This is a genomic window from Lachnoanaerobaculum sp. Marseille-Q4761 (assembly GCF_017565785.1).
Lineage (GTDB): Bacteria > Bacillota > Clostridia > Lachnospirales > Lachnospiraceae > Lachnoanaerobaculum.
This window is the reverse complement of record NZ_JAGEKB010000003.1, coordinates 616,047-638,726: the sequence shown is the minus strand read 5'-3', so window position 1 is coordinate 638,726 and position 22,680 is coordinate 616,047. Positions and strand designations below refer to the sequence as shown.

Here is a 22,680-nt window from a genome sequence, read left to right as displayed (position 1 = left end):
ATACTATATTTATTGGTAGAGTCGTTATTTTGTGATAGTATAGTCTAAAAGGAGGATTATATGAAAAAGAGATTTATATATTTGATGTTGGTGGCTTTTTTGTTGGCTGGATGTGGAAGGAGTACTTCAATAACAGTAAGTACAAATGAAAGTGCCGATAAGGAGAGCGTGGCACTAGAAAGTAAGGCTGAGGAAGTTGAAAAAGGAATTATAAAAAATGATGTGCAAATGATGGATGTTCATATTTTTTATAAGGTCAGGGAAGGATTTTCCTTACTTGAGGGAATGATGCCGCAGGTGGAAGTTAAAGGAAATGATAATCTGAAAAGTATTATTGAAAAAATCAATAATCAATGGACGGATGAACATTCAAGTATTGAATTGACTCGTGCCGATTCGAATATTTTCAGTCTTTTTATAAAGACAATGGCATACAGTGATTATGATAAAACCGGTGAGGAAATCAGAGGTATAAATATAGACTCAAATACAGGTAAGGAATTGAAAATATCGGATGTTTTAAAAAATCCTGTCGGATTATATGATAAGCTCACAGAGAGTGAAGAATTTATGGAAGAATATGGTGCTGATATAGCTTATTTTAGCGAAAAGTTAGAAAGTGTTTTGACTAAACCTCAGGAATTTTCAGACGGCACCAATAATGACTCTGATATTGCATGGGCATTAAATAATGGCGGAATGATGATTTATATGATTAAGGAAAATGATTATGGTAAAGAGATTGTAAGTATTCCGCTTGAATACGCAAGATACAGTGAGTTTTTTAAGGATGATGTATTAAAACTGCCTGATGATTATGCTTTTAAAATTTTGCCGGACAGGGAGATAAGGTTTAATATTGACGGAAAAGAAAGGGCTTTGGAGCTAACACAGGAAATCAATGAATATGATATTGCACAGGAAATAAGAGTAAAAATAGACGGGGAGAAGAGGACTTATCAGGACGGCTCAAGCTATGGTATTTCAAAGAGCTATGTTTTGAAAAAGGGAGATCATGCCTATCTTTATGTAGAATTAACATATGATAATGATTATAAAAGTATGATGATCATTGATTTAAATAAGAAGTCTGAAACAATAAGTATCGGAGACAGTTTTGCACATACGGCTTTGTTAAATCCGAATGATTTTTATCTTGGGGATAATATATTCACTATCAGCTCTGTTTGGGTGGAGAGAAAATATGAGTTGGCAGATGATGGCAGACCGAAGGCTTTAACGGATTATTTCACTATTACAACGCCTGTTCAACTTGCAGCTAAGATAGAGCTGAATGGAGAGATGCTTGATGGTGTGAACGGAAATTCATTAGGAAGTATAAATCTCCCTGTGGGAATTTTACTTACACCTGTAGGCACTGATAAGGAAAGTTTTACAGATTATACAATGTCTGACGGAAGTGTTGTCCGTATACCTATGGAAAAGATATCGGATTATGAGATAAAGATAGATGGCAAGCCTGTTGATGAGGTCTTTGACGGTACATTTTTTGCAGGATAGAGTATATGTTTGAAAATCAAATAATTATTCATGTAGATATGGATGCCTTTTATGCTTCAGTGGAGATGAGGGATGATAAAACTCCGGTAGGAAAGCCGCTTATTATCGGTTCTATGCCAAATGAAAGAGGTGTTGTGTCTACCTGCAATTATGAAGCCAGAAAATACGGCATTCGTTCAGGAATGAATATAAAAGAGGCTTTTAATCTTTGCCCAAAGGGGATATTTATGCATCCGAATTTTGATAAATACAGAAAAGTATCAAATCAATTGCATAAGATACTGGAAAGCTATACCGATGTTACAGAATACATAGCTTTGGATGAGGGGTATCTTGACCTTACAAAAAAGGTAAATTCATGGGAAGATGCAGGCAGGATTGGTCTTGAAATCAAAAAGAGGGTAAGGGAAGAACTTTCTCTTACCTGCTCTGTAGGTTTGGCGTATTCAAAGACTGCGGCAAAGATGGCGAGTGAGGAGAAAAAGCCTGACGGATATTTTGAAATACCAAATAGAGATGAATTTATAAAGCTGGTGCTTGACAGAAATGTGCGTGCTCTTTATACAGTGGGAGAAAAGACCGCAAAAAAACTTCATTTATATGGTGTTGATACTGTAAGAGATTTACAGGATAAAAAGAATGAAGTAAAAAGATTCATGGGAAAACAGGGGGAATATCTTGTAGATTTGGCATTCGGATTTGATGACAGGAAGGTGATACCTTATAAGGAAGAGGAGACAAAGTCAATCAGTAAGGAGTTTACATTTCAAAAGGATGTATCAAGTTTCAGACTTTTAGATGATGTACTTTTTATACTGGCTTTTCGCATAGAGCAGAGGGCAAAAAGGCTGGGGCTTTATGGAGAGGGGGTATCTCTGAAGATAACATATTCCAATATGAAGACTATTACAAGGTCAACACTTATAAGTGCAAATACAAATGATGCCTATACCATTTATGAAAATACAAGTAAACTTTTAAAAAATGTGCCAAAAGCCGAGGTAAGACTTGTAGGAACAGGTATTTACCATTTGAGAGAAGAAGATGGCAGACAACTGAGCTTTTTTGATGTGTTTTCTAAGGAAAGCGATATTGTAAAAGAAAAAGCGGAGGCTAAATGGCAGGAGATGAAGGCTTATTATAAGATTGATTTTGATAAAATAAAAAATATTTCAAATGGGATGAATATATATGGGTATATTGAGAGAATGAGAGAAGTGATGGAGTCAATGCAAAAATATAATATTTAAAAATAACGATATTATTTTATGGTATAATACTACAAAAATATATCGGAAAGGATCAAATATGAGAACTTTTGATGAGCAGGCTATAGTTTCTATAGCACCGAATGCGAATGCAGTTACAAATGGCAGAAAGCTGGGAAACAGTTTTGTAAAAAGGATGAAATCCGAAGATGACAGCCTTTACTTTGGAGAGTGCAAGGGAAGCGGAAAGAGTAATTATATCGTTTCCATAGACTTTGAAAAAGAGGGAGAGCCTGTATTTAGATGTACCTGTCCAAGCAGACAATTTCCATGTAAACATGCAATTGGATTGATGTTTGAGATGAAGGAGGGAAAGGACTTTGAAACAGCTGATATTCCACAGGATATTATAGATAAAAGAAATAAGATAGAGGCTAAGGAGAAGAAAAAGGCAGAGAAAGAAAAAAATACGGAAAAACCGAAAAAGACAAGCACAGTTTCAAAGGCTGCAAAAACAAAGAAAGTAAAAAAGCAAATCGAAGGTCTGGATTTATTAAAGGATTTGATGAATCAGATAACAAATGCGGGTGTGGCAGCTTGTGTGGATGCGGCATTTGATAAAAAATATGATGAGCTTGCAAAGCAACTTGGAGATTTTTATCTACCGGGAGTACAGATTTATTTTAAAAGGTTTTTGAAGTATCTGAGAACAATAAAAAATTCGCAATTTATAGAAGATATAAAAAATAATTATCCTAAGAGTTATATAGACGAGATAAGAAAAGATTATCCAAATGATCATATTGAGGAACATTTATTTGACTTGGCTGTAAAAGAACTTACAAAACTTAGATATATTGAAAAAAGGGCAAGGGATTATCTTCTAAAAAAGCTTGAAAGCGATGATACAAATCCTGATGACAATATACTTTATGAGGCGCTTGGAGGAGTATGGAAGCTTGAAGAACTTGGTGAGATCGGGCTTAAAAAGGATAATGCAGTGCTTGTAGAATTAAGCTTCTTATCGGAGTTTGACAGTGTAAAGGAAGAGTATACGGATAAGGGGTATTGGATTGATATTGACAGCGGTGAAATAAATTATACCGCTAATTACTGCCCGGTAAAGGCAAAAAAATATATTCAAAGAGATGACAGCTTTTTTGGTAAAAAATGTATTGATAAGCTTTATTTTTATCCTGCAAATGACGGAGAAAATACCCGAATTCGTTTTGAAAGTTCTAAAGATGAAGATTTGGATATTTCAGATATTAAAAAGATAAAGAGTTTTGCTAAGAAGAGTATATCTGAATTTATAAAGCCTGCTAAAAATATATTAAAGGCGACTTTGTCTGATAATGCCTATGCTGTATTGTTTGAGTTTAAAAAGATAGGACAGTATGAAGAGGATATAGTTGTAGAAGATACTGAGGGCAAGCAGATTTTATTAAAACCGAACAGCCATGACAGTACGGTAATTGATTCTTTATTATCACTTCCAGGTAAAAATTACCTTAGTAATCAGGTATTATTCGGTCTGGCATATTATGATGGAAGACTTCGTCAAATCTGTATAGAGCCAAGAAGCATCATTACAGATGATGAAATACTTAGGCTGGCATATTAGTGGGAGGATATAATGAATTTAGATATTTTATATAAGTTACGAGAGCAATTAAAGAACAGTATAATCACAGGCAGTTCTCTTATAAAAGAAGATTTCAGATTAAAAAAGGCGACAGAGGATATGGCAGCTTTATCAAAGCTTGCCCCGGTATTTGCACAGATAGAAAAGCAGGCTTTGGATTTGCCTATATGTGATAATCCCGGAGAGAAGGCTCTGGATTTACTTGCATTAATAGATGCAGTGCTTGAAACTCAAGCAGGTATATATGAAAATAAAGAGCTTTCAGATATTGAAGGGGGAAGCGGAAAGCTGTTAAAAAACTATTCGTATAAAATGCTTGAGCCGGTTATTACGGCACTTACCACTACCGGAAGCGGTAGATATGATATTTTGGTGAATGCCAGAAAGGATACTCCGGAGATATTTTTAGATTACAGAGTGTTTCCAAAGTATATCGAAGGACTTGGCGACAGCTATAGCGAACTTGCATATCTAATCAGCAGATGGATGGTGGAAGACGGTAAGATGATGATTGAACCTCTAAAAAGAGGCTTTGATCCTATGGGCAAAAACGATATGTATTTAAGACTTGAAGTTATTTCAAAGCTTGCAAGGGGTAAGGAAAATGATTTTTACTTGTCAATTGTAAATAATCCGGATAGCAAAAAGGATATTAAAAGGAAGGCTATAGAGTCATTAAAGTATTGTAAAGAAAATATAGATATTTTGCTTGAGATTGCAAAGACTGCAGATAAGGCAAGCAAGGCAGAAGCAATGAATGTTTTAAAGACATTCAGTGATACAAGAATTGATGAATTTTTTGAAGATTTGGCTAAAAAGAAAAAATAAAAGGTGGTAGATATGAGCGAAGAATTACAAAGACTCCCTGCTGAGGTCATGTTCCAAAAGGAAATAGATGCACTTATAGCGGCTGAAAAAAATCCTGTTCCGGCAGGCTGGAAGATGTCTCCAAAGTCGGTTCTTACATATATTATGGGCGGTGAGTGCAATGGTGTGGAGATAATGCCAAAGTATATCGGAAATAAAAGAATCGTTGAGATTGCGATAGCTACATTGGTAACCGACAGAGCACTTCTTTTAATAGGTGAGCCCGGTACTGCAAAGTCATGGCTTTCAGAACATCTATGTGCGGCGATAAACGGCAATTCCACCTGTGTTATACAGGGAACCGCCGGTACAACAGAGGAGCAGATAAGATATTCATGGAATTATGCAATGCTTATAGCGGAGGGACCAAGTGATAAGGCAATTATAAAAAGCCCTATTTTTGAGGCTATGGAAGAAGGAAAGATAGCAAGATTTGAGGAAATTTCCCGTTGTGCCTCCGAAGTACAGGATGCTCTTATTTCCATTCTTTCAGAGAAAAGAATCTCAATTCCCGAACTATCCAAAGACAGTGCGGCTAAAAAAGGTTTTTCAGTGATTGCTACTGCAAATACCAGAGACCGTGGGGTAAATGAAATGAGTGCCGCTCTAAAGAGAAGATTTAATATTGTGGTGCTTCCAAGCCCCAATACTTTGGAAGAAGAGATGGATATTGTAAAGACCAGAATTGAAAAACTTTCAGAGGGCATGGCATTGCTTTCAAAGGTACCTGAGGTAGAGGTAATAAAGAAAGTCTGTACAATATTTAGAGAACTTAGGCAGGGCGAGACTTTGGACGGTAAGCAGAAAATAAAATCCACTGCAAATGTTTTATCCACAGCCGAGGCTATTTCATTACTTACAAACAGTATGTCACTTGCAGGAAGTTTTGGAGACGGTAAGATAAGTGATGCGGATCTTGCGGCAGGACTTCAAGGGGCAATAGTAAAGGAGGATTCGAAAGATTCAAAAGTCTGGGAAGAGTATCTTGAAAATATAATGAAAAAGCGTGGTAAAGAGTGGATTGGGCTTTACAATGAGTGTAGGGCACTCAATGGCTAGGAGGTAGCCATGAAAACTTTTGGAATTAGACATTTTTCACCTGCGGGAGCTTATTTTTTAAGACGGTTTTTAGATGAAAACAAGCCTGATTTGGTGCTTATAGAGGGGCCTGCGGATTTTGATTTTTTGATAGATGATATCGTATCTAAGAATCTGATACCTCCATTTGCCATTATGGCATATACAAAGGAAGCACCTATAGATACCATTCTTTATCCATTTGCAAATTATTCACCTGAGTATCAGGCAATCCTTTGGGCAAGGGAAAACGGCAAGGAATGTCATTTTTTTGATTTGGAGTCAAATATAATTTTGGGACTTGAAAGCGAAGAAGCCGACATCAAGGATACAAAGCAGGAAAATAATATGGATTTTGAAAATTCTCCCGCAAAATCGTCTAAAAAAATATTGGAAACAGATATGGAAGGATTCTGGGAAAGAAACTTAGAGCAGAGTGAGGATATGACCGCATATAAGGCAGGCAGTGCATTATTTGGAGAAAGCCTCAGGAAAGACTCCGAAGCTTTGGATAAAACTTTTGTCAGAGATATAATTCGTGAAAGCTTTATGAAAAGAAAGGCAAAAGAGTTTATTAAAAAAGGTATTGATCCGGAGAAAATAGTGGCTGTAACAGGTGCTTTTCATACATCAGCTATAGAAAGCCTTGACGGTGCAATGACTGATAAAGAGTATATGGCATTAGAAAAGAAAGACTCAAATATTACATTGATGCCTTATTCATACTACAGACTAAGTAAAAGAACAGGTTATGGCGCAGGAAATGCAGCACCTGCATATTATGAGCTTATCTGGCAGGGACTTTTAAATGAGGATATCACCTTTCATGAGAGAAAATATCTAAGCACTTTGGCAAAATATATGAGAGAGCATGGAGGTATAGTTTCATCCGCACAGGTAATAGAGGCTACAAGACTTGCAAGATCACTGGCGGCTCTTCGTGGAGGCTCCATACCTACACTTTGTGATTTAAAGGATGCAAGTATCACCTGTATGGGTGGCGGAAGTTTCGGTGAGCTTGCTATGGGATTTGCCGAAAGCGATATTGGTAAAAAGATAGGTCATGTGCCGCAGGATGCTATGCAGACATCTATACAGAGTGATTTTACTTCACAGCTTAATGAACTGAAGCTTGAAAAGTATAAAGAACTTGTAGCAAAACCCTTGCAACTGGATCTTAGGGAAAATTTGAGAGTAAAATCAAGAGAAAGTGCATTTCTTGATTTGAACAGATCTTTTTTCCTTTATCGTTTGCTTATACTTGGAATTGATTTTGCAAAAATCGAAAGAAACAGACAGGACAATGCCACATGGGCGGAGAACTGGGTTTTACAATGGACTCCCGAGGCGGAGATTCAGATAGTGGAAACCGTATTAAAGGGTGATACCATATCTGAGGCTGTAGCCTTTGTACTTGGGGAGAGATTGTCACAGGCAACAAAGATATCCGAAATAGCGGATATTATTGAAGATGCATTTAATTGCGGAATGCCGAAAGTAGTGGAGGGAGCAAAAAGAAGCCTGGATGAGATGGCAAACGGTGCAATATCAATGCATGATATTGCTTTGACTGTGAGCAAGCTTTCAAGCATGATTTCCTTTGGTGATATACGAAAACTTGACAGAAAACCTCTTGAACCTATTGTTAAAAGGCTTTGTATCAGAGCTTCACTTATGCTTGCAGATGAATCCGCCTGCGATGATATGGCGGCGATTACTTTATCCGAGGATATTCAAAGTATACATAATGTGTTTTTGGTACAGGATTTCCTTGATGAGAGTTTTTGGTTTGATAAGCTTATGGAGGTAGCAAAAAGAGATGATTTAAATACAAAAATCTCAGGACTGTCAACCGCCATACTGCTTGATGCAGGCAAAATAGATGAACTTACTCTTAGAAAAGAGGTTTCAAGAAGACTGTCTATGGGAATGCCGGCAGAACTTGGCGCCAACTGGTTTGCAGGATTGTCAATCAGAAATCATTATGCACTTATTGGCAGGCTTACATTATGGGAAAGCCTGAGTGAATATCTGGACACTTTGGATGAAGAGGAGTTCAGGCGTTCTGTTGTATTTTTAAGGAGAGCTTTTGTAGAATACAGTGCAAAGGAAAAGGATATGATTGCTGAAAATCTTGGAGAAATCTGGGGACTTAATGCACAGGTAGTAAGCGAAATAATCAATTCGGAAGTAAAAGAAGTGGATACAAAAATACTTGAAGACTTTGATTTTGGAGACTTTTAGGAGATATAAATGGATACAAATGACAGACTGAGGCGTTGGAGGCTGATACTTGGAGCCGAGGCTGACGGCAGAATGGAAAATATGGGTGAGGGTGTACGCCTGAGTGATGAAGATCTTATGATGGATATGGCTCTGGATGCAATCTATAACAGAAATATGAAATTTTGCTTTGGCAGCGGTGGAGGAAGGGGGGCTTCAAGCCCGCAAATCAGCAGATGGCTTGGGGATGTGAGAACACTTTTTGATAAGGATCTTGTAAAGATTATTCAGGCGGATGCTATGGAAAGATGCGGTCTAAAGCAGCTTATATTTGAACCCGAACTTTTGGAAAATATAGAACCTGATATGCAAATGGCGAGTATGATACTTACATTAAAGGATCAGATACCTAAAAAGAGTAAGGAAGGTGCCAGAGAATTTATTAAAAAGATAGTGGAACAGATAAATGCATTACTTGAAAGTGATTTAAAAAGAGCGGTAACCGCAAGCCTAAACCGTCGTATGCATTCACCTATTCCATCCGCATCTGCACTGGATTTTCAAACTACTATAAGAAAAGGTATCAAGGATTATAATACCAAGCTAAAAAAGATCATTCCGCAAAAGTATTATTTCTTTGAAAGAAGTGCAACAACCGCAGCCAATAAATATACTGTAATATTGGATATTGACCAAAGCGGTTCAATGGGAGAGTCTGTAATATATTCATCCATTATGAGCTGTATTCTGGCAAGTATGAGTGCTATAAAGACTAAGGTAGTGGCATTTGATACCAATATTGTAGATTTAAGTGAAAAATGTGATGATCCTATTGATTTACTTTTCGGCTTTACTCTTGGTGGGGGAACCGATATTGAAAAATCAATAAAGTATTGCAGTAAATATATTGAGAATCCTAAAAAAACTATTTTCTTTTTGATTTCAGACCTTGAAGAGGGTGGAAACCGTGCAGGACTTCTTAGAAGATTGACACAGATGAAAGAAGACGGTGTTATTGTGATTTGCCTGCTTGCAATATCCGATGACGGCAAGCCATATTATGATAGCAATATGGCACAAAGGATTGCAAGTCAGGGTATACCATGTTTTGCAGCTGCTCCACAGATGTTGCCTAGACTCCTTGAAAAAGCGATGAAAAATGAGGATCTTAGTGAGTTTGCAAACAGTAAAGGCGGGGCAGGAAAATAAAATTTTAAAAAATTATATTGTGACCTTATGACTTTATTTTCCGTCTATATAATTGAGTGAGGTAATCACAGAAAAATATTTAAGGAGACAGAAAATGAGAAAATTATTTACTATAACATTGGGACTTTTTTGTGTTGTTTTATTTATGGGATGCAGCATAAAAACAAATAATGCAGATGATAAGACAACTACAGTATCACAGGAGACTAAAGAAACAGGGAAATCTGAAGAAACGGGCGAGCCTGCGCCGATTACAGGTGGATGGGCAATAAATGAAGCTATGGATCCGGCAAATAACAAAGAAGCTATGGAGGCTTTTAATAAGGCGATAGACTGCTTGGATGGATATAGATATGAGGTGGTTGCGGTACTTGGTTCACAGGTGGTAGCAGGTATGAATTATTCATACCTTTGCAAAGGTGAAATGGTGATACCGGATGCCAAGCCGGATTATAATATAGTAAATGTATATGAAGATTTAAAAGGTGATGCACAGATCACAGAAACTGTGAGATTACCTGAAGGAAAGCCCGATTGGGAGTATAATAGCAAAAATACCTCATTGAAGGAAAATCCTGATGTAGATATCATATTTAACAAGGCACTGGAAGAACATGTGGGTGTGGTTTATGATCCCATAGCATATATAGGTAAAAAAAATAATACATACGCTATAATTGCAAAGACAACCACAGTTACTGTGAATCCTCAAACAAATATTTCAATTGTTTATATAACAGGAACAGATTCCTCAGCAAGGATTGATGATATAAAAGAGATTGATATAGCGTTGGAATAATTAGGCGTATAAGAGGACATTATGGAAGATGTACAGATAATAGATATGTATTTTCAAAGATTGGAGGATGCATGAAATTTAGATTTGCAAAAAAAGATGATACAGCTTTGATACTTCATTTGATAAAGGAATTGGCATCTTATGAGAATATGCTTGATGAAGTTATATCTGATGAAGATACTTTAAAAGAGTGGATTTTTGACAAGCAAAAGGCGGAAGTTATATTTGTTATGGAAGATGAAAAAGAGGTGGGCTTTGCACTGTTTTTTCATAATTTTTCTACATTCCTTGGAAGAGCCGGTATATATCTTGAGGACCTCTTTGTATTGCCTGAGTTTAGGGGCAGGGGATATGGTAAGGCACTCTTAAAAAGGCTTGCGTCTATTGCGATTGAGAGAGGTTGCGGCAGGCTTGAGTGGTGGTGCCTTGACTGGAATAAGCCGAGCATTGACTTCTACCTATCTCTTGGTGCCGTTCCTATGTCAGACTGGACAACATATAGGATAACCGGGGATACATTAAGGAAGATGGCGGAAATGTAAAAGATATAATTGATACAGTATGATAAGTTAAATAGATTGGTACACCTTGTGTAGCAGTCTATTTTTTATATATTTTAATTCATAATATTTTATAATATATTATTGAGTTTTGGTAATATATAGGATAGAATATAATCTATCTTAGATAATTTGAATTTCTAAATTTTCTTAAAATTCTAAAATCAAACAATATTAATCCCAATGGAATAGATAGTAATTTTAATTTTTGGTATAATAGGGAGGAGACATGAGAGAAAAAGATGTAACTCAAAAAATGTTGGAAAGCTATAATGATGTATTCGCAGATGTTTTAAATGTACTTTTATTTAACGGTGAGATTATAGTTGATGAGAATAACCTTACTGATGCTTTGCCAATGAGTGTGCTGAAAGTTGACGGAAGAGTTAGAACTCAGTACAGAGATGTTGCAAAATACTGGAATAACAGTAAAATAAATATGGCATTTTTGGGATTGGAAAATCAAACCAGCCCTGATAAGCTAATGCCATTTAGAGTCTTTGGATATGATGGTGCAGAGTATGTAAAACAAAGTAGGAGGGAAAAAAGGAATGAAATAAAATATCCTGTAATCACTTTAGTATTATATCTTGGATTTGACAGAAAGTGGGAATATCCCAAAACACTTTTTGAAATACTTGACATAGAAGAAAATATAAAACCTTATGTTAATGATTTCAAAATAAATCTTTTCGAGATAGCATATTTAGCTAGAGAAAAGATAGATTTATTTAAAAGTGATTTTAAAATACTGGCTGACTACCTATACCAAATGAGAGTGAATAGGGACTATATACCTGATAAAACTGTAATTGATCATGTAGAAGAATTGTTAATGTTGATGGCTGCAATGACCGGAGACGGAAGATTTGAGGAAACTATAAATGATTTGAACGGAAAGGAGAGAGTGACTATGTGTGAAGTACTTGACAGAGTAGAGGCAAAAGGCATTGAAAAAGGTATTGAGCAAGGACTGGAGATAGGCATTGAAAAGGGGGCGAATATAATAAGCAAGCTGAATGAAATATTGGTAAAGGAAGGGGATTTGGAAAAGATCCTTAAAGCTAATACTAATAAGGAATACAGAAATGAATTACTCAAAAAGTATAATTTGATGGATGCTTTTAAAAACTGAGTTTAGAATAGAACTTAAAACAGTGTACTGTAAAATCTGATTTATAATGATTTTACAGTACCATTTTTTATTTTAAATTAAAATTATATAGGCAAAAAATCAGTGGTACCGGCGCTAATAGGCTACTTTTACATATTATTTATATTTTTTTGTTATATAAATAAATTAGCTTATTATATAAAAATAAAGGAGGAATGTGGTAAAAAATACAGAATAGAATGGTGGTATATTGCTAAAAAATAATGATTTTAGAGGGAAGGATATGAAAAGAAATATTTTAAGATGCTTTATGGCGTATATTTTAAGCTTATTACTGTTAAGTAATAACTTAGAAGTATTTGCAAGTACTTTGACAAATGGAGTGGAAAAACCGTAGATCAAGCTCATCAGCCGGAAGCTCTTCTAAGAGATCTAAGAAAGTATTTCATAATACTTATACAAATAGAAATGCATGGTTTAAGTTCGATAAAGACGGAGCTATGGAGACAGGATGGGTTCATGAAAACGGAACAGACTATTACCTTAGTGAGATCTCAGACGGATCTTTGGGAGAGTGGATTAAAAAATAGTATATAAGACTTTATACTTAAAAAGGGGCTATAGTAATCGAAAATGACTACTATAACCTTTTGTTTATGCTATTATTTCAGCCCTGCTTCCGCCGGTCTTGTCCTTTTTGACAATGATTTGTTTGTCTATTTTTTGCTTTAACTCGCCTACATGTGAGATAATTCCGATAAGCTTATTGCTGCTTGCAAGTGATGCAAGGGCATTCATTGCCTGAGAAAGTGAGTCCTCATCTAAAGAGCCGAATCCCTCATCAATAAACATAGTATCCAGTTGAATGCCGCCGGCTGAGGATTGAATCTCATCGGAGAGCCCAAGAGCCAGTGCCAAAGAAGCCTTAAATGATTCACCACCGGAGAGTGATTTTACACTTCTTGTAGTACCGTTGTAGTGGTCTATGACATCAAGGTCGAGTCCGCTCTGTCCGACCTTACTAAGAGATTCTTCTCTTCGGATGAGGTCATATTGCCCGCCGGTCATTATCATAAGCCTTGTATTTGCTCTTGCAATAATTCTGTCAAAATAATGCATTTGAATATAGGTTTCAAGCATAATCTTATCTTTGCCTGTGATGGTACCGTTTGCAGTATCTGATAGAGCCTTTATCCAGGTGTACTTTTTTTCGATATCTAAAAGCTCAGTAGCTTTCTGCTTTATATTATCGTAGTTTGACTTATTGTTTACTATTCGGCTATGAATAGATTCTTTGTTCTTTCTAAGCTGAATTTTGTTTAAATCAAGCTCATTCAACTTGATTTTTTCGGATGCAAGGTCAATTTCCTGTTTGCCTTTCATTTGTTTTGAAAGTTCCACTTTTTTGGCATTGGCAGAGGCAAGATTTTCACTACATTCACCTAAATTCTTTGTGACAATCTCTATACCTTTTTTGATTTTCAAAATTATATCTTCATTTTTTTGAATTTCTTTGGAGGCTTCAAGTTTTGAAGAGAATACCAGCTTTTCTTTTAAATCACCGATTCTTGAATTAAGTGATTTATTCTCTGATTCCAAAGTACTTATAGTATTGTTTATATCAACAATACTATTTTGTAATTCATCACTCCTTTTACGCAACTGAGGAAGTTTAATGTCAATGTCATCTTTTCTGACTATATGCTTCTTTTCGTTTTCGATATTTTCTTCAAGTACTTTTATGTTACTCTTAAGCTCACTTATTCTATCCTTTGTAATATCGGTAGCATTGTTCATATCAATATCGCCAAGTAATTCTTTAATAGATTTCACTGTAGTATCTGTCTTTTCACCAAGCACACCTTTTAAGTTTGCTACTTTATGACTGGCATCATTTGCCTCATCATTTGCCTTTGAAACTTTGGATTGAAGAATATCAAGTTCATCTTTTTTTGGAACTTCAGTAGGTTTAATTGCCTTTTTAGGATGTGATAGCGAGCCACATACAGGACATGGCATATTATCTTCAAGGTTTTCTGCCAAAAGACCTGCTTGAGAATCAAGGTAAAGATTGTATTTTACTCTAAATGATGAATCGAGTTCACTTGCCATGAGCTTTTTTTCTTCAAATATTTTTTTTGCTTTTTTGTAATTTACAGAAATATTTTTCAATTCTTCCATGCTATTTAATAGAGCCTTAAGCTTTGAAAGACTTTCCACATGAACCGACTTTTGATTTTCAAATAAAATTTTTTGCTCACCGCATTTTTGCAGAGCTTTAGATTCCTCGGTTAATTTCTCTATTTCAGCTTTTAAATTTTCAATATCTGTAAGTGTTTTTGTGAGTGATGTTTTACTTTTTTCAATATTTATAGCATTGTTTTTCAGGTTAGCTTCTTTTTGATCCAACTCATCATATTCAGGTAGTTGTGCCTGTATGGTGGCAGATGATTTGGTAAGTTCCTCCTGAATAGATGTTTTTTTCTGTTCTTCTTCTAATGTCTCAGTGAGAGAAGCTTTATCTTCAGTCAATTTTAAAATCTTGGCTTTATTTTGTTCAAATTCCTGTTTGATTTTTACAAACTCTTCACCACGCTCAATATTTATCTTTAACACATCAAGTTGTTTTTCTATTTCAGTTATAGCATTGTCAGCCTTTTCTTCAGTTAAAGTATCTTCAGCTATCAGTTTCTCAATAAGTGTAATACATTCATCTGTAGGCAGGTCGCCGGTTTTTGCCTTAGTAACATCAAGGGACAATAGTGAAGAGTCATAACAACTTATTCCACTTATATACTGTGATATACTTTGTTTGATTTTTGAACAATCGTTATTAAGTACAGATAATTCGGACTTTAATCTATCCTGCAAATCTGAATAAAGTTTTGTTTTAAATATATGCCTGAATATTTCAATTCTATCCTTGGTAGGTGAAATCAAAAGTTTTAAAAAATCACCCTGTGCAATCATTGCGATTTGACAAAACTGCTCTCTGTTAATGCCTATAATATTATTTATAGCATTTTCCACTTCCTTAGTCTTTGTAAGAGGCTTTCCGTCAGGAAGAGTAAGTTTTACACCTGCTGTTTGCTTGGTAACTCCACTTCCTCGCTGTGCAGCTCTTTCGTATTCCGGATTTCTTTCTATAGTGTATTCTTTTTCTTTATAGTTAAAAATGAGTCGAACAAATGTCGGTGTTTTAATATCGGCATACTTTGAGCGAAACATTGAAACTTCTCTGTTATTTCCGCTGGGATCACCATAGAGTGCGTAGGTAATAGCATCAAATATAGTTGTTTTTCCGGCTCCCGTATCTCCGGTTATAAGGTAGAGTCCTCCTGTACCCAGCTTATCAAAGGCAAAGTCTATCTCGCCGGCATAAGGTCCAAATGCTGAAACAGTTAGTTTTATCGGTCTCATTATTTATTCCTCCATATATCCTCAATAATACTTTCCATAAATTCTCTTTGTTCATTATTTAAAGGTTGACCGTTTCTTGAATCGTAGAAAATGTCAAATAATTCCAGTGGTGACTTTGATTCCATATCATTTATAAGATTAATCTCAGAGTTACTTCTGGTTCTTTGATTATCATAATCAAGCTTCATAATATTTTTGTATACTACACGAAGCCTTGTGATAACATCAAGAATATCGTTTTCGTCTGTCAATGTTATATGCACATAATCATCAGGGTATGTGGTATTTTCATAAAAACTCTTGAGCATAAGATCATCATAAGTTCCCTTTATCTCCACCATATCACGAAGAGGTGTAAGAGGGATAAAGTCAAGCTTTATATTGCCTTTTTCTTTTATATCAACAACAGTTATACTCTTTGTATCCTTTGATTCTGAAAAGGAATATTTTAGCGGAGTACCGCTATATCTTATATATTCACTACTACAGCTTTGAGAGCGGTGAATATGTCCAAGCGCTACATAATCAAAGTCAAAAAAAACATCTGCATTCACATTATCACTACCACCCACAGAGATATCCTCGGACTCCGTACGGGAAGCTCCTGTAACAAACTGATGGGTTATAAGTATATTTCTGATACCTGTATCTAAATGCATATTTTCAATTACCGTAGAAACTGCATCTGTGTAGGAAGTGATTTCCGTATCAGGAAAGTATCTTCGTACATGTACAGGTTTGATAAATGGCAACATGTAGATGTTTATTTTCCCAAATTCATCACTCATTTCTATTGGGCTGATATTGCCGGTATATACGGGTGACATATAAATACCTGTTTTATCAAAAAGTCTGGCACCAAAGGCAATACGCTCGGCGGAATCATGGTTTCCGCTTATTATAAATACTTTCAGATTTCTCTGTGAAAGTTTATAGAGAAAATCATCAAAAAGCTCCACAGCCTCCGCAGGGGGGATGGGCTTATCATAAATATCACCGGCAAGTATTATAGCTGCAGGTTTTTCCAGGTCTATAATATTTACTATTTTGTTTAGTATATAGACCTGGTCTTCCAACATTGAAAACTCATTTACACGCTTTCCAAGGTGTAAATCGGACAGATGCATAAATTTCATATAGGAGTCCTTTCAAATATATTAAATTAAACTCTAAAAGCTTTTATCTGTGAAAGCTTTTTAAGAGTTATATTTTATACTCTTTAAATCCTTTTAAAATAAGGCTGTTGGCACTTTAAGTATAAAAATATATATGCTAATATTATAGCATAAGAAGAGTCGTCGGTGAAAAGATTCGAATTGTCGATTTCACCTAAAATGTGCGGCTTTTACAAAGGGGAATTATGAATTTTTGGATTTTTACTTTGATTATGAATTTGCTTATCCCGATTATAATGATTGTTTACGGTATTATATTTGAGAAGAAGACTCCTCCTATAGCAAAGAGCAGATTTGCTTTCGGATATAGAACCTCAATGTCAATGAAAAGTAAGGATACTTGGGATTATGCGCATAAATTTTTTGGTAAACTTTGGTTCAGATATGGAATTATTATTTGTGCACTAAGTATTATAGCATTATTATTTGTTTTGGGAAATGATGAGAAGACGGTAGGCATTACGGGAATAGTGATATGTTATGTACAATTGCTTGTAATGATTTTACCTATTATTCCGACTGAAATATCACTTAGAAAAAATTTTGATAAAAATGGAAATAAGAGAGGAAAAACCGAGAAAAAATGAGAAAAATGAAGCTTTGCACTCTATGCTATATTGAAAGAGATGATAAATATCTTATGCTGCACAGGGTGAGCAAAAAAAATGATATAAATAAGGATAAATGGATAGGAGTAGGAGGACATTTTGAGGATTTGGAGAGTCCGGATGAATGTCTTATCCGTGAAGTAAGAGAAGAGACAGGATATGAACTGAAAGATTTTGATTTTCGTGGCATAGTTACCTTTGTCTATGGAAAGAAAAATGAAGAGTTTATTGAATATATGCATCTTTTTGTAGGTCGAAATGTGGTAGGAGAACCTATAGAATGTAATGAAGGAGTTTTAAGATGGGTGGATAAAAAAGAAGTGCTTAATCTCAACCTTTGGGAAGGTGACAGAATTTTTTTGAGACTGTTGGAAGAAAGAAAGGACTTTTTTTCACTAAAGCTGGTTTATGGTGAGGATGAAAGTCTTAAGGAAGCTGTTTTGGATGGAAAATCACTTGATATATAAAAATAGATGAACTTTATGTATTAGTATTATATAATGGAGATATAATATTGACTTTGAGGGGGAAATTATGGAAAAGAAAATTCGCATAAGAGGCGAGATATATTTGCTCCTGTCTGGATTTTTCTTCGGATTGCAGCCTTTTTTTGCAAAGATTATTTATGCTCATGGCGGAGATGCATATAGCCTGTTGGTTCTGAGGTTTTTGATAAGTGGAGCTGTATTTGCCGCCATTTATATGATGCTCGGGAGAAGTATATGGCTGACTAAGGATGAATTTATATCAATACTTATTTTATCCATTCCGGAAGCGATTATGTGTATACTGTTATTTTTATCATATAGTTATATTTCATCAGGTTTGGCTTCCACATTGCATTTTTCATATCCGGCAGCGGTTATTTTGCTTGAGCTATTGATTTTCAGAAAAAAAATAAGTAAGATAAAGCTGTTATGTTTGTTGTTTTGTGCAATAGGTATAGGTGTATTCTATCAGCCGGACGGAAATATAAATATCTTGGGAATGGTTATGGCACTTGCCTCAGGTGTGGGTTATGCCATATATATTATAGTGTTGACACATGGAAAAGCAGGTAAGATACCCGTAATTAAAATGTCTGCATGGCTTTCATTTTTACTTGCAATAGAGATTGCAATCGTTATGCTTGTATCCGGTAAATTTAGATTTCAAATGGATGCCACAGCTATAGGAATGAGTGTATTTATGTCGGCTGTTATATCTACATTGGCACTTGCAACATTTCAAATCGGAGCACCTATGTGCGGCGCTCAAACAGCGGCACTTCTTAGTACTATAGAACCGGTGAGCAGTATTTTACTTGGAGTAATATTCCTTGGAGAACATATGAGTCTGAGGATTTTTGTTGGTATATGTTTTATACTGATGTCAATAGTGATTCAAATTAAAGAAAAGAAAGAATAGATATTGGAAGGAGTTATATGAAATTAGCAGTAGCATTACAGGAAAGAGCCGACCTTAATATTAAAATAGGAGATTTAAAAGCCAGAATAAACAGAAATGTATTGGTGCAGGAAGGTGAAAAGCCTACAGAAGATCCTAAAGATTTAAAAAAGGAGCTTGATGCCTGCATTAACAGGCTTGAATATTTGATAGCGGCTATCAATAAGACCAATTGTGAAACAAAAGTTGATGGTAAGTCTATCACTGAATTACTGGCAAGAAAGGATGTATTGGAAGTAAAATCAGCAGCCTACAGAGATATTGTATATGTTGGAAGCAGCAATACAGACAGAGCCAGAAATACTGAGATAAAGATTGTTTCTGTAATAAATGTTAAAGCATGGCAAAAAGAGGCTGATGAGATAGCAAAAGAAATCAGACTTATAGATAATAAAATCCAGGAGACAAACTGGACTACTGAACTTGTAGAGTAATATTTTAGATGGTAGCATATTCAGGGCGAGTAAAAAATTGTGTTTGTACAAATACCGGAGCCTTGGGCAAGCATATGTTCATAGTTATGCCCCGACAGTGTACAAGTGTATTGTTATAGATAACTGTTATTACCGATTACTGACTGTTTGTGTGAGGGAGGGAAGTGGGATTATGATAAAAACTATATCAGATTATTGTAAAGAAAAATTTGGAACAAAAGTGTACAGATTGGCACTGACTACAGGAGCCACCTGCCCCAACCGTGACGGAAAGGTTGGGGTAGGTGGCTGTAGTTTTTGCTCTGAAAAAGGCTCGGGAGAGTTTGCTATAAATGCTGAAAATATAGCAGAGCAAATAGAAAAAGCAAAAACCTTGGTATCTGCTAAAATTCCAAGCTCCATAAGGGAAAGCGAGAGAAAGTATATCGCTTATTTTCAATCATTTTCAAATACTTACGGAGATACAAAGAGACTTATCAGTTTGTTTAAAGAGGCTATACAAGGAGATGAGATTGTAGCACTTTCAATTGCTACAAGACCTGACTGTTTTAGTGAAGAGATGTTTGACTCTCTTGAAAGCCTCAATAAGATTAAGCCTGTTTGGATAGAACTTGGATTACAGACTGTAAATGAAAACACGGCAAGGGCATTTAACAGAGGTTATACACTGGATGATTTTGAAAAAACATATGATGAGTTAAAGAAAAGAAAAATTGAGGTAATTGTTCATATGATTTTGGGATTACCCGGTGAAACTAAAGAGGATATGTATGCCACAGCTAAGTATCTTTCTAAAAAGCAAATAGACGGTATTAAGATACATGGACTGCATATACTAAATGGAACAAGACTGGCAAAGGAATACGAAAAGCATCCTTTTAAAATAATGAGTTTGGTGGAGTACACCGAGATACTTATAAATTGTCTGAAAATGCTGCCTGAGAGTACAATAATACATAGAATGACAGGAGACGGAGATAAGAAGCTGCTTATTGAACCGATGTGGAGTGCTGATAAGAAAAGAGTACTAAATTATATAAATAAAAGGATAAGGGAAGAGTTTTTATAAGACTTGCAAGAACATATGTTTTGGTCTACAATAAAGTGAAGAAAAAAGTTTAAGAGGTTTTATGTCCGGTATATATGATAAATTAAATGATAAACAAAAACAGGCGGTTTTTACTACAGAAGGACCTGTTTTACTTTTGGCAGGAGCAGGCTCGGGAAAGACCGGTGTGCTGATGCATAGAATTGCATATTTAATAGAGGAAAAGCATATAGATCCATACAATATCATGGCAATTACCTTTACAAATAAAGCTGCCAAAGAGATGAAAGAAAGAATTGGAAAACTTATAGGTGAAGAGGGGAACTTTGTTTGGGTAATGACATTTCACTCAAGCTGTGTAAGATTTCTTAGAAGATTTATAGACAGAATAGGCTTTGACAACAGCTTTACAATATATGACAGTGATGATCAAAGAACTCTTATGAAAAAAATCTTCAAAGAGTATGATATAAATTCAAAAGTCTATAAGGAAAGAGCTGTACTTAATGAAATATCAAATTGTAAAAATGAACTGATGTCGCCTTCAGAATATATGAAGTCAGCTATAGATTCCTATGAAAAGGGATTGGCAAGGCTTTATGAACTCTATCAAAGTGCACTTAAAAAAAATAATGCTCTGGACTTTGATGATTTGATATGTAGAAGTGTGGAACTTTTTGAAAAATGCCCTGAAGTGCTTGATTATTATCAGAACAGATTCAGATATATTATGGTGGATGAGTATCAGGATACAAATACTGCACAATTTAGACTGATTTATCTTTTAGCACAGAAGTATAAAAATATCTGTGTGGTAGGTGATGATGACCAGAGTATATATAAGTTTAGAGGTGCAAACATAGAAAATATCCTAAGCTTTGAGGAAAGGCTTGAAAATGTAAATTTAATAAAGCTTGAACAAAATTATCGCTCCACAGAAAATATACTTGATGCAGCCAATGCAGTTATAAAAAACAACAGAGGCAGAAAGGATAAAAGACTTTGGACTGAGGGGGAAAGCGGAGATAATATAGAACTTCGACAGTTTCAGACTGCAAATGAAGAGGCTGATAATATAATAAAGGATATAAAGAATAGGGCAAGGCAGAATTTCAGAGATTTTGCGGTACTATACAGAACCAATGCACAGTCAAGACTTTTGGAGGAGAGATGTGTAACTTTGGGTGTTCCCTATCAGCTGATAGGTGGTGTAAACTTTTATCAGAGAAAAGAGATAAAGGATGTACTTGCGTATTTAAAGACCATTGCAAATGGAAATGACGATATTGCTTTGCTTAGAATTATTAATGTTCCTAAAAGAGGTATCGGAGCGACCACCATTGCAAAGGTGGTGGATTATGCCAATGCAAATGATATAAGCCTGTATGATGCGATGAGTATCAGTGAAAATGCCGGAGTAGGAAAGGCAAGTGAGAAAATCAAAAATTTTATTGATATGATTGAGTATTTCAGAGAGAAAATAGATAAAAAAGCCAATATATCAAGTATTATAGATGAACTCTTAGATAAAACAGGATATATCGAAAGTCTTTATGATGAAGGTGAAATCGAGGGTGAGAGCAGAAAAGAGAATATAGAAGAGCTTATAAATAAATCAACGGAGTATGAGGATGGTGAACTTTCACTATTTTTGGAAGAGGTATCATTGGTTGCCGATATTGACAGAATGGATGAAAACGCGGATAGAATCACATTGATGACCTTACATGGCGCTAAGGGGCTTGAGTTTGATACGGTATACCTTGCAGGTATGGAGGAAGGGCTTTTTCCAAGTGCTATGAGTGCCAATTCCAAAGAGGATTTGGAAGAGGAGAGAAGACTTGCCTATGTAGGTATAACAAGAGCTAAGAAAAACCTTATTTTGACCTCTGCAAAGCAAAGAATGATAAACGGAGAAACCAGATATTCTCTGATGTCAAGATTTGTAAATGAGATTCCAAAAGAACTTTTAAATAAGCATGTTTTGGATACTGAAAAAAGGTATACTGAGAGAAGCAGCAGCTTTGGCGAGGGATTGCCATGGGAGACAAAAACTCCGATAAATAATAATAACTTTGAGAAAACACTTAGCTTTGGAAAACAGTTTAAGGTGGAAAAGGCAAAAAGTCTGGATTATAATATAGGTGATACGGTAAAACATATAAAATTCGGTACCGGTAAAGTGCTGGAAATAGTGGATGGCGAAAAAGATTTTGAGGTTAAGGTGAATTTTGATAAGTTTGGAATAAAAAAGATGTATGCAGGATTTGCCAAGCTGGTCAAAATATGATAAAATCATTTAACTGAATGGTTAAGCATTTATGCC

Annotated in this window: 19 protein-coding genes; 17 read left to right on the top strand and 2 right to left on the bottom strand. The window is 35.4% G+C overall.

Annotated features, from left to right (window positions below; genetic code table 11):
• The first annotated feature begins 60 nt into the window (after positions 1-60).
• The 11 genes from J4O15_RS14135 to J4O15_RS14085 all read left to right on the top strand — a co-directional run bounded on the left by J4O15_RS14135 (position 61) and on the right by J4O15_RS14085 (position 12,813).
• Complete coding sequence (locus J4O15_RS14135) at positions 61-1,521, top strand: hypothetical protein (protein WP_208101204.1); 1,461 nt, start codon at positions 61-63, stop codon at positions 1,519-1,521.
• Between the two features lie 5 nt (positions 1,522-1,526).
• Entirely contained in the window at positions 1,527-2,771 is a 1,245-nt protein-coding gene (gene dinB, locus J4O15_RS14130; RefSeq protein WP_208101203.1) for a DNA polymerase IV, read from the top strand.
• Positions 2,772-2,829: 58 nt separating this feature from the next.
• Positions 2,830-4,353: an SWIM zinc finger family protein gene (locus J4O15_RS14125; protein ID WP_208101202.1), complete on the top strand. Its 1,524-nt coding sequence runs from the start codon at positions 2,830-2,832 to the stop codon at positions 4,351-4,353.
• Between the two features lie 12 nt (positions 4,354-4,365).
• Positions 4,366-5,202, top strand: a complete 837-nt coding sequence (locus J4O15_RS14120) for a hypothetical protein (RefSeq protein WP_208101201.1) — start codon at positions 4,366-4,368, stop codon at positions 5,200-5,202.
• 12 nt (positions 5,203-5,214) lie between these two features.
• Positions 5,215-6,300, top strand: a complete 1,086-nt coding sequence (locus J4O15_RS14115) for an ATP-binding protein (RefSeq protein ID WP_208101200.1) — start codon at positions 5,215-5,217, stop codon at positions 6,298-6,300.
• 9 nt (positions 6,301-6,309) lie between these two features.
• Positions 6,310-8,562, top strand: coding sequence for a DUF5682 family protein (locus J4O15_RS14110; protein ID WP_208101199.1), 2,253 nt, complete (start codon positions 6,310-6,312; stop codon positions 8,560-8,562).
• Positions 8,563-8,571: 9 nt separating this feature from the next.
• The gene (locus J4O15_RS14105; RefSeq protein WP_208101198.1) at positions 8,572-9,750 is read left to right on the top strand and encodes a VWA domain-containing protein; all 1,179 of its coding nucleotides are present in this window, start codon (positions 8,572-8,574) and stop codon (positions 9,748-9,750) included.
• Between the two features lie 94 nt (positions 9,751-9,844).
• Positions 9,845-10,549 (top strand): hypothetical protein, encoded by a 705-nt coding sequence (locus tag J4O15_RS14100; protein ID WP_243762076.1) that lies wholly within the window; start codon positions 9,845-9,847, stop codon positions 10,547-10,549.
• A gap of 71 nt (positions 10,550-10,620) precedes the next feature.
• Entirely contained in the window at positions 10,621-11,091 is a 471-nt protein-coding gene (locus J4O15_RS14095) for a GNAT family N-acetyltransferase (RefSeq protein ID WP_208101197.1), read from the top strand.
• A gap of 247 nt (positions 11,092-11,338) precedes the next feature.
• Positions 11,339-12,244 (top strand): Rpn family recombination-promoting nuclease/putative transposase, encoded by a 906-nt coding sequence (locus J4O15_RS14090; RefSeq protein WP_208101196.1) that lies wholly within the window; start codon positions 11,339-11,341, stop codon positions 12,242-12,244.
• Positions 12,245-12,600: 356 nt separating this feature from the next.
• Positions 12,601-12,813 (top strand): hypothetical protein, encoded by a 213-nt coding sequence (locus tag J4O15_RS14085; RefSeq protein ID WP_208101195.1) that lies wholly within the window; start codon positions 12,601-12,603, stop codon positions 12,811-12,813.
• A 64-nt stretch (positions 12,814-12,877) separates the two neighbouring features.
• Here J4O15_RS14085 and J4O15_RS14080 read toward each other — a convergent pair whose 3' ends face one another.
• Together J4O15_RS14080 and J4O15_RS14075 are read right to left on the bottom strand one after the other, a co-directional pair.
• The gene (locus tag J4O15_RS14080; protein WP_208101194.1) at positions 12,878-15,643 is read right to left on the bottom strand and encodes an AAA family ATPase; all 2,766 of its coding nucleotides are present in this window, start codon (positions 15,641-15,643) and stop codon (positions 12,878-12,880) included.
• Positions 15,643-16,779 carry an exonuclease SbcCD subunit D gene (locus tag J4O15_RS14075; RefSeq protein WP_208101193.1) on the bottom strand — a complete coding sequence of 379 codons (1,137 nt, stop codon included), beginning with the start codon at positions 16,777-16,779 and terminating at the stop codon, positions 15,643-15,645. The genes J4O15_RS14080 and J4O15_RS14075 overlap by 1 nt, the downstream gene beginning before the upstream one ends.
• A 224-nt stretch (positions 16,780-17,003) precedes the next feature.
• On the opposite strand from J4O15_RS14075, the gene J4O15_RS14070 reads away from it, so the two are divergent.
• The 6 genes from J4O15_RS14070 to J4O15_RS14045 all read left to right on the top strand — a co-directional run bounded on the left by J4O15_RS14070 (position 17,004) and on the right by J4O15_RS14045 (position 22,644).
• On the top strand, positions 17,004-17,405 hold the full coding sequence (locus tag J4O15_RS14070) for an SdpI family protein (protein ID WP_208101192.1): 402 nt from the start codon (positions 17,004-17,006) through the stop codon (positions 17,403-17,405).
• Positions 17,402-17,893 carry an NUDIX hydrolase gene (locus J4O15_RS14065; protein ID WP_009220814.1) on the top strand — a complete coding sequence of 164 codons (492 nt, stop codon included), beginning with the start codon at positions 17,402-17,404 and terminating at the stop codon, positions 17,891-17,893. Before J4O15_RS14070 ends, J4O15_RS14065 begins: the two co-directional genes overlap by 4 nt.
• A gap of 67 nt (positions 17,894-17,960) precedes the next feature.
• On the top strand, positions 17,961-18,833 hold the full coding sequence (locus tag J4O15_RS14060) for a DMT family transporter (protein ID WP_208101191.1): 873 nt from the start codon (positions 17,961-17,963) through the stop codon (positions 18,831-18,833).
• Positions 18,834-18,850: 17 nt separating this feature from the next.
• Positions 18,851-19,306, top strand: a complete 456-nt coding sequence (locus J4O15_RS14055; protein WP_208101190.1) for a DIP1984 family protein — start codon at positions 18,851-18,853, stop codon at positions 19,304-19,306.
• Between the two features lie 172 nt (positions 19,307-19,478).
• Positions 19,479-20,375: a TIGR01212 family radical SAM protein gene (locus J4O15_RS14050; RefSeq protein ID WP_208101189.1), complete on the top strand. Its 897-nt coding sequence runs from the start codon at positions 19,479-19,481 to the stop codon at positions 20,373-20,375.
• A 61-nt stretch (positions 20,376-20,436) separates the two neighbouring features.
• On the top strand, positions 20,437-22,644 hold the full coding sequence (locus J4O15_RS14045; RefSeq protein WP_208101188.1) for an ATP-dependent helicase: 2,208 nt from the start codon (positions 20,437-20,439) through the stop codon (positions 22,642-22,644).
• The last annotated feature ends 36 nt before the right edge of the window (positions 22,645-22,680 follow it).